12 protein-coding genes are annotated in these 12,642 nt (G+C 57.0%); 11 read left to right on the forward strand and 1 reads right to left on the reverse strand.

What is annotated here, in order from left to right:
• Positions 1 to 66 precede the first annotated feature (66 nt).
• From RYC18_RS23875 to RYC18_RS23920, 10 genes are all read left to right on the forward strand, one after another.
• Positions 67 to 1,077, forward strand: coding sequence for a Gfo/Idh/MocA family protein (locus RYC18_RS23875; RefSeq protein ID WP_005744448.1), 1,011 nt, complete (start codon positions 67 to 69; stop codon positions 1,075 to 1,077).
• Between the two features lie 51 nt (positions 1,078 to 1,128).
• The gene (locus RYC18_RS23880; RefSeq protein WP_005780652.1) at positions 1,129 to 1,989 is read left to right on the forward strand and encodes a sugar phosphate isomerase/epimerase family protein; all 861 of its coding nucleotides are present in this window, start codon (positions 1,129 to 1,131) and stop codon (positions 1,987 to 1,989) included.
• Between the two features lie 66 nt (positions 1,990 to 2,055).
• On the forward strand, positions 2,056 to 3,075 hold the full coding sequence (locus tag RYC18_RS23885; protein WP_002554082.1) for a Gfo/Idh/MocA family protein: 1,020 nt from the start codon (positions 2,056 to 2,058) through the stop codon (positions 3,073 to 3,075).
• 252 nt (positions 3,076 to 3,327) lie between these two features.
• A complete protein-coding gene (locus RYC18_RS23890; RefSeq protein ID WP_154618444.1) occupies positions 3,328 to 3,498 on the forward strand; it encodes a hypothetical protein in 171 nt (56 codons plus the stop codon).
• Positions 3,499 to 3,539: 41 nt separating this feature from the next.
• Positions 3,540 to 4,481 carry a sugar ABC transporter substrate-binding protein gene (locus RYC18_RS23895; RefSeq protein ID WP_004665734.1) on the forward strand — a complete coding sequence of 314 codons (942 nt, stop codon included), beginning with the start codon at positions 3,540 to 3,542 and terminating at the stop codon, positions 4,479 to 4,481.
• A 63-nt stretch (positions 4,482 to 4,544) separates the two neighbouring features.
• Positions 4,545 to 6,122, forward strand: coding sequence for a sugar ABC transporter ATP-binding protein (locus RYC18_RS23900; protein ID WP_316886940.1), 1,578 nt, complete (start codon positions 4,545 to 4,547; stop codon positions 6,120 to 6,122).
• A gap of 47 nt (positions 6,123 to 6,169) precedes the next feature.
• A complete protein-coding gene (locus RYC18_RS23905) occupies positions 6,170 to 7,195 on the forward strand; it encodes an ABC transporter permease (RefSeq protein ID WP_002554079.1) in 1,026 nt (341 codons plus the stop codon).
• 304 nt (positions 7,196 to 7,499) lie between these two features.
• On the forward strand, positions 7,500 to 7,904 hold the full coding sequence (locus RYC18_RS23910; protein ID WP_002554078.1) for a TraR/DksA family transcriptional regulator: 405 nt from the start codon (positions 7,500 to 7,502) through the stop codon (positions 7,902 to 7,904).
• Positions 7,905 to 8,464: 560 nt separating this feature from the next.
• A complete protein-coding gene (locus RYC18_RS23915; protein ID WP_410478385.1) occupies positions 8,465 to 9,685 on the forward strand; it encodes a methyl-accepting chemotaxis protein in 1,221 nt (406 codons plus the stop codon).
• Positions 9,686 to 9,968: 283 nt separating this feature from the next.
• Positions 9,969 to 11,453, forward strand: a complete 1,485-nt coding sequence (locus RYC18_RS23920; RefSeq protein ID WP_316886942.1) for a DUF2235 domain-containing protein — start codon at positions 9,969 to 9,971, stop codon at positions 11,451 to 11,453.
• A gap of 19 nt (positions 11,454 to 11,472) precedes the next feature.
• On the opposite strand, the gene RYC18_RS23925 is transcribed toward RYC18_RS23920, so the two are convergent.
• Entirely contained in the window at positions 11,473 to 11,712 is a 240-nt protein-coding gene (locus RYC18_RS23925; protein WP_002554074.1) for a DUF2789 domain-containing protein, read from the reverse strand.
• A 445-nt stretch (positions 11,713 to 12,157) separates the two neighbouring features.
• Between RYC18_RS23925 and RYC18_RS23930 the strand changes: the two genes are divergently transcribed.
• Positions 12,158 to 12,625, forward strand: a complete 468-nt coding sequence (locus RYC18_RS23930) for a hypothetical protein (RefSeq protein WP_002554073.1) — start codon at positions 12,158 to 12,160, stop codon at positions 12,623 to 12,625.
• Positions 12,626 to 12,642 lie beyond the last annotated feature (17 nt).

Here is a 12,642-nt window from a genome sequence, read left to right on the forward strand (position 1 = left end):
CACTGTTTATCGTTCAGCACCCGTGACCCGTTCACGGCAACATCCAATAAAAAAAGGAACATGAAAATGGCATTGAAACTCGGTGTGATCGGTACAGGCGCAATCGGTCAGGATCATATCCGGCGTTGCAGCAAGACGCTGGTTGGCAGTGAGGTGGTAGCCGTCACCGACATCAACCTGGAGCAGGCAGCCAAAGTGGTGCGCGAGCTGGACATCGGTGCCGAAGTGTATGCCGACGGCCACGCGCTGATTGCCGCGCCCGACGTCGAAGCGGTGCTGGTCTGTTCCTGGGGCCCCAGCCATGAAGAGTACGTGCTGGCGGCCATTGCCGCAGGCAAGCCGGTGTTCTGCGAAAAGCCTTTGGCCGTTACCGCCGAGGGTTGCCGGCACATTGTCGAGGCCGAGATCGCCAGCGGCAGGCGTCTGGTTCAAGTGGGCTTCATGCGCCCCTATGATCAGGGCTATCGCGCCCTGAAATCGGTGATCGACAGCGGCCGGATCGGCGAACCGCTGATGCTTCACTGTGCGCACCGCAACCCTCGGGTCGGCGAGAACTACAAGACCGACATGGCGATCACCGACACGCTGATTCATGAGCTCAATGTGCTGCGCTGGCTGCTCAACGATGACTATGTGTCGGTACAGGTGGTGTTCCCGCGCAAGACCAGCAAGGCCCTTGCGCACATGAAAGATCCGCAGATTGTGATGCTGGAAACGGCCAGAGGCACGCGCATCGACGTCGAAGTGTTCGTCAACTGCCAGTACGGCTACGACATCCAGTGTGAAGTGGTCGGCGAGAGCGGCATTGCCAAACTGCCTGAGCCTTCTCAGGTGCAGTTGCGTAGCGAAGCGAAATTGTCCAACGCGATCCTGATGGACTGGAAAGACCGGTTCATTGCTGCCTATGACGTCGAGTTGCAGGACTTCATCGATGGCGTCAACGCGGGCACGATTTACGGGCCTTCTGCCTGGGACGGTTATGCCGCTGCGGTGGCCGCCGATGCCTGTGTTCAGGCGCAGAACAGCGGAGCGGTCGTACCGATTGCCCTGGAGATGCGTCCCGCGTTTTATGACTGACAGAGGTATCTGGAGTCGGGTTGTTTTTCAAACAATAAAAAGGAGGGCATCATGCGCATCGCACTGGATCCTTACATGTATCGCCACCTGTCGCTGGGTGCGATGGTCGATAAGGCGGCGGAGCTGGGCTACGACTACATAGAGCTTTCACCGCGCGAAGATTTCATGCCGTTCTACAAGTACCCGCGCGTGGATCGTGCGCGGATCAGGGAGTTTCGCAAAGCCCTGAGCGATGCCGGTGTGAAGCTCTCCTCGCTGCTGCCGCTGTACCACTGGGCTGCGCCGGATGAAGACTTGCGTATTGCAGCGGTGCGCAACTGGAAACGCGCCATTCAGGTGGCCGTGGAAATGGACTGCGACCTGATGAACACAGAGTTCAGTGGGCAATCTGATCATGCACTGGTGTGCGAAAACCAGTTCATGAAATCCATGGATGAACTGATGCCGCACTTCGAGCGAGAAGGCATCCGGCTCGATATCCAGGCCCATCCTTATGACTTCTGCGAACGCAACAACGAGTCAGTAGACATCATTCGCGGCCTGGACCGGGACTGGATCAATTACCTGTATGCCGCGCCACACACCTTTTTCTACGATGATGGCGTGGGGGACATTGCCTCCATGCTGAGGTACGCAGGTGACAAGCTCACCCACCTGATCATTGCCGACACCTATAATCACCGGGCTTCGTCCAACCTGCGCTACATCGTCAACCCGCCTGGCGTCACGGCAACGGTGCATCAGCATCTGGACATCGGGCAGGGCGAGGTGGACTGGGACGCGTTCTTCTCGACATTGCGGGACATTGATTTCGACGGTATTGCCACAGTGGCCGTATTTGCCTGGGAGGAGCGTGCAGATGAATCGAGCCGATTCATGCTGGAGCGGGTCAAAAGCGAGCTGCTTCGTTGAAACGGTGGCATCCAATACACGACCGATGGCTGCGGCCATGAGGTTCATGGACTACAGGAGATATCCATGCGAGCAGGGCTGGTGGGCTACGGCAAAGGCGGGCGTTACTTTCATGCAACGCTGATTTCGAGTTTGCCCGGTGCCACATTTGCAGGCGTTGTCACCCGTTCACCCGAGCGAAAACAGGAAGTGGTCAACGATCATCCCGGCGTGGCAACCTTCGACACGCTGGCCGAGCTGGTCGCTGCCGGGGTAGATGTGGTGGTGATTTCCACGCCCCTGGCTTCGCGCCGAGCGTTGATCCTTGAAGCGATAGAGCTGGGCGTCGGGGTGGTCAGCGACAAACCCTTTGCCAGCGACGCCGCCCAGGCGCGCGAGCTGGTGGAAGCGGCCGAACGGCGGGGCGTGCTGCTTAGCGTTTATCAGAATCGGCGCTGGGATTCCGACTTCCTCACCGTACGCAAGTTGATAGACAACAAGGCGCTGGGGCAGATCAGCCGGTTCGAGTCCAGTATCGAGCGCTATTCGCCACGCTCGGTAGGCAAGGCCAGCGGTGGTGGCATGCTGCGTGATCTGGGCAGTCATCTGGTGGATCAGGCACTGGTACTGTTCGGGCCGGTCGAGCGGGTGTATGCAGAATTGCAGTTCGCTACGCCGCAAGACGAACTGGACCACACGTTCTTCGTGTCCTTGAGGCATGCCAGCGGTGTGACTTCGCACCTGTCAGGCAGTTGTCTGCAAAATACCCCCAAGCCGCGTTTCAGGGTCAGTGGATCAAAGGGCTGTTACAGCGTCGAAGGGCTGGACGGTCAGGAGGAGGCTGCGTTTGCCGGCCTCACGCCACGGTCCGAGGGCGAGCGCTGGGGTGTCGAAGAGCATCGGCGCTGGGGCTGGTTCGAGCAGGGTGACCATCGCGAGCGTGTGCCTTCGGAGCGCGGTTGCTGGCTTGAGTTCTACCGCCTGTTGCAGAGCGCCGTTGACGAGCAGGGCGGTAATCCGGTTGATCCTCATGATGCCATCGCATCGGCACAGGTCATGGATGCAGCTCGCTTGAGCGCCAGTGAAGGGCGGGTTGTGGTGTTGTAATCATCGCGTGCCACGCTGCACATTCAAGCCTGCCATCGGACAAAGCCCGACGCCTGACAAGCGTCGGGCTTTGTCGTATGTGCAGCCGAATAAAAATGAAATGGAATAAAATTCTAAAATCAGTTGAATTGGAAAATATTTTCCAATAGAGTCTTTTTCAGGTTACCGACTATCGAATCACTCGGGCTTTGAAGGTCTTTCAAGTCACGAGATGCACACCAACAAAAACAAAACAAAAGATAGGTACTGTCGATGAAAACCCCTACCTCTGGCCTCACCGCCAAGCGTTCTGCCACCTCTTCATTCTGGATTCGGACCATGGAGCGATTTCTCACAATCGTTGCCCGTGGCATGTGCGTGCAACACAAGGACGCGCAACTGTTCTGCATTCCCGGAGCGACCGGGATCCGCCTGTCACGCTGATTCGCTGCATCCGAACAACAATAATTTGGAGACAGATCCTCATGAAGACCAAGATTGCTTTGACCTCATTGGCCATGGCGCTGATGTTGGGCAGCGGTGCAGCTTTGGCCGATATCAAGATCGGTGTGGCCATGTCGCAGTTCGATGACACCTGGCTGACCTACCTGCGTGACGACATGAATGCCAAGGCCAAAGCCATGTCCACGACCGAGAAAGTGGACCTGCAGTTCGTCGATGCCCGCGCGGACGTCAACAAACAGCTCGACCAGGTCAAGGACCTGATCAACAAGAAAGTCGACGCCCTGATCGTCAATCCTGTGGACACCGCTGCCACCGCACGGATCACCAAGGACGCGGTCGCCGCCGGCATCCCGCTGGTCTACGTCAACCGCCGCCCTGACGATCCGAAACTGCCAGCAGGCGTCGCCACCGTTACGTCGGATGACATGGAGGCAGGTCGACTTCAGGCGCAATACATCGCCGACAAACTGAAAGGCAAGGGCAGTGTCATGATTCTTCTGGGTGACCTGGCCAACAACTCCACGCAAAACCGCACCAAGGGCATCAAGGAGGTGTTGGCCAAGTACCCGGACATCAAGATAGATCAGGAGCAGACCGGCATCTGGCTACGCCAGAAGGGCATGGACCTGACCAACGACTGGCTTACCCAGGGCCGTAAATTCAACGCGGTGCTGGCCAACAACGATGAAATGGCCATTGGCGCGGCGATGGCGCTGAAGCAGGCAGGCGTGGATGTGGATAAAGGCAGCGTGTTAGTCGCCGGTGTCGACGGTACACCAGACGGGCTCAGCGCCGTTACCAAGGGCGACCTCGCAGTCTCCGTTTTTCAGGACGCCAAGGGCCAGGCCGACGGGGCGATTGATGCCGCCGTGAAAATGGCGAAAAAGGAAAAGGTCGAGCCCCAGGCGATCATCATCCCTTATCGCCTGATTACGCCTGAAAACGTCGCCACCTTCAAATAACAGCAATCGGCAGGCCAGGGAGGATCGTTCCTCCCGCAGCCTGCCGCTTGAGGAGTTGTGATCATGTTCGGTTCAGCTACTGTCAACCCGCCCGCACAACGCGATCTGCCGTCCAGTGACAGCGATAGCCCGACGCCGGATGCCCAGCCGCCTTATCTGCTTGAAATCAGCCATATCAGCAAGGGCTTCCCCGGTGTCATCGCGCTCAACGACGTCCAACTGCGTGTGCGCCCTGGCAGCGTGCTGGCGCTGATGGGCGAGAACGGTGCCGGAAAGTCAACGCTGATGAAAATCATCGCTGGCATCTACCAGCCGGACTCGGGCGAAATCCGTTTGCGTGGCAAGCCGATTCGCTTCGAGACGCCACTTTCGGCCTTGCAGGCCGGCATTGCGATGATCCATCAGGAGCTGAACCTGATGCCGTTCATGAGCATCGCCGAGAACATCTGGATCGGTCGCGAACAGCTCAACGGTCTGCACATGGTCGATCACCGGGAAATGCACCGCTGCACTGCCGAACTGCTGGAGCGCCTGCGCATCAGGCTCGATCCCGAAGACCTGGTGGGCAACCTGAGTATCGCCGAGCGGCAGATGGTCGAGATCGCCAAAGCTGTGTCATATAACTCGGACGTGCTGATCATGGATGAGCCGACTTCGGCCATCACCGAAACCGAAGTCGCTCACCTGTTTTCGATCATCAACGACCTGCGCGCTCAGGGTAAAGGCATCATCTACATCACCCACAAGATGAACGAAGTCTTCGAGATTGCCGACGAAGTAGCGGTTTTTCGCGACGGCGCCTATATCGGCCTGCAGCGCGCCGAAAGTATGGACGGCGACAGCCTGATCACCATGATGGTGGGGCGTGAGTTGACCCAACTGTTTCCCGAGCGGGAAAAGCCGCCAGGCGAACTGCTGCTTTCAGTCAGCAACCTGTGCCTGAACGGCATTTTCAAGGACGTGAGTTTCGATTTGCGTGCCGGAGAGATTCTTGGCATTGCCGGATTGATGGGGTCGGGCCGGACCAATGTGGCCGAGACCCTGTTCGGCATAACCCCCAGCGACAGCGGCGAGGTACGCTTTGATGGCACTACGGTACACATTGCCGACCCGCATCAGGCCATTGAACTGGGTTTTGCGCTTTTGACGGAAGACCGCAAGTTGACTGGGCTGTTTCCATGCCTGTCGGTGATGGAAAACATGGAAATGGCCGTGCTCGCCAACTATGCCGGCAACGGTTTCGTGCAACAGAAGGCACTGCGTGCGCTGTGCGAGGACATGTGCAAAAAACTTCGGGTCAAGACCCCGTCACTGGAGCAGTGCATCGACACCTTGTCGGGCGGTAACCAGCAGAAGGCGTTGCTGGCACGCTGGCTGATGACCAATCCCCGGGTACTGATTCTGGATGAGCCCACCCGCGGCATCGACGTAGGGGCCAAGGCGGAAATCTATCGCCTGATCTCCCTGCTCGCCAGTGAAGGCATGGCCGTCATCATGATCTCTTCAGAGCTGCCGGAAGTCCTCGGTATGAGCGACCGGGTGATGGTCATGCACGAAGGCGAAATGATGGGCATCCTCGATCGAGGCGAAGCGACCCAGGAAAAAGTCATGCATCTGGCCTCCGGCCACAAGGTTCATTGAGTTCGCACTACAGGGCTCGGTAGAAGAAGAACAAAAGGGGAACGAACATGAGCAACGCGATTTCGCAAAACAAACCAGCCTTGGCACCGACCAGGAACAAACGGCGGCTGCCAACCGAGCTGAGTATTTTTCTGGTGCTGATCGGTATCGGTCTGATCTTTGAGCTGTTTGGCTGGATCGTCCGTGATCAGAGCTTTCTGCTCAACTCCCAGCGTCTGGTACTGATGATTCTTCAGGTGTCGATCATCGGCTTGCTGGCCATCGGCGTGACTCAGGTGATCATTACCACAGGCATCGACCTGTCGTCCGGTTCGGTGCTGGCACTGTCAGCGATGATTGCCGCGAGCCTGGCGCAAACCTCGGACTTTTCCCGGGCAGTATTTCCTTCCTTGACCGACCTGCCCGTGTGGATTCCGATCGTGGTCGGGCTCGGAGTCGGGCTGCTGGCGGGTGCCATCAACGGCAGCATCATTGCCATAACCGGTATTCCGCCATTCATTGCCACGCTGGGCATGATGGTCTCCGCGCGTGGCCTGGCGCGCTTCTACACCGAAGGTCAGCCGGTGAGCATGCTCTCTGACTCCTACACGGCTATCGGACAGGGCGCGATGCCGGTGATCATCTTTCTGGTGGTGGCGGTGATCTTCCACATTGCCCTGCGTTACACCAAGTACGGCAAATACACCTACGCCATCGGCGGCAACATGCAGGCTGCGCGTACTTCCGGGATCAACGTCAAGCGCCACCTGGTTATCGTCTATAGCATCGCCGGGCTGCTGGCCGGGCTGGCAGGGGTGGTTGCCTCGGCACGTGCCGCAACCGGGCAGGCCGGAATGGGCATGTCCTATGAACTGGACGCTATCGCTGCCGCAGTCATCGGCGGCACCAGCCTGTCCGGTGGAGTAGGGCGAATCACCGGCACTGTGATCGGTGCGCTGATTCTCGGCGTAATGGCCAGTGGTTTCACCTTTGTCGGCGTAGACGCTTATGTTCAGGACATTATCAAAGGCCTGATCATTGTAGTGGCGGTGGTAATCGATCAATATCGCAACAAGCGCAAGACCAAGCGCTGATATTCAATAATCTGCATCAAAGGGCCTTTTCAGGCCCTTTTGTGCGTTGAATGTTGCAGGAACCGATTAGCTGTCAGCAGGTCAGAGCCTCATCAAGCAGCATGCTGGCCGGGTCTTTCGCCCGCATTTCAAGGGTTTTACGGCAATTGTTGTACAAAAATCCTTCAATTGTGTTGCCGAGCCCGCTAGCCGGCCTTAGACTGCCGCCCCTCGTAAATTGAGTGCCAGGTGGCGCTTGGAGATTATTGGTTTGCACGGCAACGTCAAGCCGCTCCTCAATGCACGTTTTTTTATAGAGAAATAAATGACAAAGGAAAAGTTGCTGGCCATGCCGGCCGATGACTACATGAACGCCGAGCAGCACGCTTTCTTCGTCGAGCTGTTGCAGGGCATGAAGGTCGAGATCCACGAGCGAATCGAGCAGAGCCGTATTGCGATCGAGAGCCTGGACACGCCTGCCGATCCTGCAGACGCCGCTTCGGTTGAAGAGGAGCGTCACTGGCTGGTCAATGTGATCGACCGCGACCAGCGCATGCTGCCCCAGTTGGAAATGGCCCTCTCGCGTATTGCCGACGATACCTTCGGCTGGTGCGATGACAGCGGTGAGCCAATCGGCCTGAAGCGTCTGCTGATCAGCCCGACCACCAAATATTGCATCGAGGCGCAAGAGCGCCACGAGCAGATCGACAAGCACCAGCGCCAGGCCTGATACGCAGGCAGCAGCTGAGTGACCGAACCGGGAGGCAAGCGATTGCCTCCCGGTTTTGTTGTGCCCGGAATTTGTCCAAAACGTATTGCTCGCTACGACCAACGGGGCATGGCATAAGGCCGTTATCTAGCGTTTAATAAACGTAATAATGATAAATACCGATGGGGTGACGCAGCATGGCCGAGAACCTATCCATGGCAGCCGGATTACCACTGGCCGATGCTCGCGGCGCTGCGTCGAAGTGGTGGGTGCCAGCGGTGCAAAGTGTCGTGTTGTGCCTGCTCTTCGCCGCAATGAGCGTTATCGGTTTGTCTCTTTATATCGTCATTCCCGCAGCGCTGCTGGTCGCCTGGCTGCCGCTTTTGTTGCGCAGAAGGCAGCCTGGCCTGCAAGTCGAGGCAAGTGACAGTGATATCGCGCTGCTGACCCGCGACCTGTCGCGCACCACTAGCCACAACGCATTGTCGGCCGCTCAGGTGGCATTTTCTGTCGGGCAACTGGCGGGCAAGGTGCAGTCGCAGCTGGGTGCTGCCGGACAGATAGTCAACAGCGCCGAACAGATGATTGCGACCGAGCAGCAGACTGCCCAGTTGAGTCAACAGGCATTGGTTGCAGCCAGTAAGGCGCGCCAGCGCAGCGAATCAGGAAGCGGCGTTCTGAATGAGTCTATCGAGCGCATGCACCTCTTGAGCAAGCGTGCTGTCGGCAGTCGTGAGTTGATCGAGGCGTTGAGCCAGCGCAGTGAAGAAATCCAGCGTGTGACGCTGGTCATTCAATCTATCGCCAGCCAGACCAACCTGCTGGCGCTCAATGCGGCCATCGAAGCTGCCCGGGCAGGTGAGCACGGGCGCGGTTTTGCGGTGGTCGCTGACGAAGTACGCGGGCTTGCGGGCCGTACTGCCAGTGCTACCGGGGAAGTCGGGCAGATGGTGGCCGATATCCAGCAACGCACCGCACAGGTGGTGGAGCAGATTCGCGAGCTGTCTTCTGATCTCGATGCGGGGGTCGAGCAGGTCGAGCTGACCGGACAGCATCTGGGCAATATCGCCCGGCTTGCGATCGAGGTGGAAAGCCAGGTCAGCGAAATTGCTCAAGGCGCGAGGAGCAACCAGGACCAGTTGGCCAGCCTGTTCGATGCCGTCGAGCACATGCGCAGTGATCTTGCCGTCAGCGATGAACAAACCCGGCAACTGGCCAAAGCCGCAGTACAGATGGAGGGGCAGGCCGAGACCATCAGCCAGCGGCTGGCTCAGGTCGGTCTGGATGACTATCACCAGCGTATTTACGACCTGGCCCGCGAAGGTGCGCGGCTGATCGCGGAAAAATTCGAGGCTGACATTGTGCAGGGGCGCGTCAGCCTGGATGACTTGTTTGATCGCAACTACAAACCCGTCCCCAATACCTCACCCACCCGCTTTACCACGCGTTTTGATCGTTACACCGATCAAGTATTGCCGGCATTGCAAGAACCGTTGCTTTCGCGCCATGAAGGTCTGGTATTCGCTATTGCCTGCACGCAGCAAGGGTATGTGCCGACGCACAACAACGCTTTCAGTCAGCCTTTGACCGGCGATGCGACGGTGGACAATGCGCGTAATCGAAGCAAGCGCAAGTTTGATGATCGTACCGGCATTCGCTGCGGCAGCCATCAACAGCCTGTTCTGCTGCAAACCTACACCCGGGACACCGGCGAACTGATGCACGACCTGTCTGTGCCTATTGTGGTCAACGGGCGACATTGGGGTGGTCTGCGCCTTGGGTACAAACCGCAAAGCCGCTGATTCTTTAAAACAGGCGGCTCAGGTTAGATCAAGTATTAAATAACCTGCCCGGTTGGTTTTTCTGTTTGGTGAAATTGCGGGTTCTGAAACCCGTTTGCACAAACGTGTAGGTGTTTGTTTATAAATAATAAATACCTGACGACAGAAGTTGTAGGAATACTCTGAATACGCGCTGCATGACTTGACTGATCACCGTCTTTAAGCAAGCTGTTTAAATCAACGTTATTTACGTTTTGATTTAAGTGCGGCCTTTTCTTGGCCTGCCTCTAGGGATGGAAAAGATATGAACGATAAATGGAGTGTCGAACAAACAGCAGCAATCTCGGATGTGGTAACGCGGCGTGTTACCGCACGGATCGGAATTTTCTTCGACGGCACGGGAAATAATCGCGTCAACAGCCAGATCGGGGCTGACTGTCAGGCACTGATTGAAATGAATGATGGTCAGCACATTAAAGAGTGTGCGGGTCGTCATGTTCATCCTGGCAGTAGTTATAGTAATGATCTGAGTAATATAGCCAGGCTGGTTGATCTTTATCGGCTGCAACGTGTTGCCGAAAATGACAGTGCAGGCTTGAAGGTGTACTACCCGATCTATGTAAGCGGGGCGGGTACTACCTCCGGCGGGCGTGATTCGGTATGGCCGGGACAGAGTTTCGGCCGTGGCACCACTGGTGTGATATGCAAAGTGGAAAATGCATTCAGAAAGCTTGAAACGGTATTGAAGGCATTTCCACACGACAACCCGGATTGTGTACTGGAAGCGCTTGAACTGGACGTATTCGGCTTCAGTCGAGGGGCTGCGTCGGCCAGGCACCTGGCCAACGAAATCCTGAAACAGCGGGCAGGAATGCTTGAGCCGATACTTCAAAGCCGCAAAGTCAGGCTGAGTGAGCATTTCAGCTGGCGCAACGGCAGTGTACAGCTCAAGGTTATCGGCCTGTTCGACACGGTCGCCGCCATCGGCAGTTTCAGGGATATGGGTAATACCCGGTACGCGAGCAACAGGAGGGTCAATCTGTACCTGCCGCCGGGTTGTGCCCAACAGGTGCTGCATCTGGTTGCTCGTGATGAATCACGGCGCAACTTCGCGCTTAACAGCGTCCTGCCGGAATGGCCGAAAGAAATCGTTTTACCCGGTGCCCATTCCGATATCGGCGGTGGTTATCCTCCTCAGATGGAAGAAAGCGTGTTGCTCACGCGTCCGCAAAGCAGCCTGGTCAACCGTGACAGCCCGTGTGAGGCGGCGCCTTGCTGGAAGAACGCCCAGGCCCTGTTAAGTGCCATGAGCCGGGATGACTGGATCGACCCGCTGGACAGCCAGGCATTTCTGAGGGTTCAGACCTGCGAAAGCAAATGTTACCCATGCAGAAAATCCCTGAGAGGCATGAAAACGATCGTTGCTGCAGTGGGTATGAACCGCCAGGTCTTTGGTCACTTGTCGAGGGTGTCGTTACAGGTCATGCATGCATTGGCCTGTGATGAGGGGGTACCTTTCGACCCGGTGCCGAACAGCCCTGAATTTCAGCTTCCTCCCGAGCTCGAAAGCATTTCAGCCCGCCTGATCGATTATGCGCGAGGCGGGCCTTACTTACTGGACAGTCAGGAAGAGCAGCTATTGCGCCGGCGCTATATCCATCAGTCTGCGCACTGGAACGCAGTAGTCGGCAGAGTGGGCACCTTTAGTGACGCTGTTTTTGTGCATGCCCCGCAACCGGGTGGCAGGACATTGCACCCCAATGTCGGCCAGCCCGGTTATCCGCAATAGGAATCAACGCCCGAGTGGTTCACTCGGGCTTTTTGTGAAGGCGCACATTCAGTTCGTCGACCACCATCGCCCACTCGGCATCCTCATGCAGCTGCTCCTTGAGAAAGTCAGCCTGCCGCGGCGTCCAGAAGTCTGCATCAATCAGCTTCACGTCGTCAGGCAGGGGATGGCTGGCGATGAACGCTTCGATGCTCTCATCGTCCGAATCCAGTGCCAATTGGGCGAACAGGTCGTTGATGGTCGTTGTAGTCTGTTCCATGTCATCTCCTCGCCGGGGGATATCCCCGTCTTCATCAGTTCTTATGGGAGTGGCCGACGCACGCAAGAGTTCGATGCATTTGGCCGTGTGAGAAGATGGCCTTTTGTGCTCTGCCTACAAGTGATATGTTTCCAGTATCGCCGAATGCACATTGATCGCCTGGCTGGAACCCGTCCAGCCTTTAAGTCCTGGTCAAGCTGGCCGCCGGTTTCAGGGCTCCAGCGCTTTTGCGACACTGCAGTGTACAAAAGGTATATATCCCGTAGCTGCCATGAGCCGGTAGAATCCGCCACCCGCCTGCACAAGGTTTGCGGTGGCGCTTTCAGCGCTTCCGCGTGCAGCGTGCCGGAAAAAATCCGGTCGCTTGACGCGGTCTATGGATTAACCACTTTCTTGACTGCCCTGACATCAGGCAGCCTCATTTTTATGTTTGAGGGTTTGTACTTTGGCTGTAAGTAATCTGGATACCCATGCCTTGTTCGTGCTCGGCGATCTCCGCGCACAGTTGGTCAAGCAGTTTCAGTCCCGTTTTGTCTACATCACCGAGCAGTCAGCCGAAGGTATTTATATCGCTGAAATCGACACCGAAACCGCTCTGGTCGTCGATGACAAGCCGCGCCTGGAGCTCAAGGTGGGCGATCATTTCCGCGCGTCGGTATTGCCAAGCCGTGAAGGCGGCAAGCTCGAATTGAAATTCCGTGAAATCAAAATGACTGTGTATGGATTGGGCGAATATGCATTCGTCGATATCCCTGAAGGCCACGGCATTGTGTTCAAGGAAGGTCAGGCTGTGGTCATGGTGTTTGCCGCAAAAGAGCAGCTGCAGACCGGTATGAGCAAGGTTCTCAAAGGCGCAGTCGGCAAGGCCGCCAAATGGCGCAAGGGCGAGCTGACCTTCAAGGCCAGCGAGTAACGCTGGCCAGGCTGAAG

Source organism: Pseudomonas syringae group sp. 247E2 (genome assembly GCF_032587795.1).
Lineage (GTDB): Bacteria > Pseudomonadota > Gammaproteobacteria > Pseudomonadales > Pseudomonadaceae > Aquipseudomonas > Aquipseudomonas amygdali.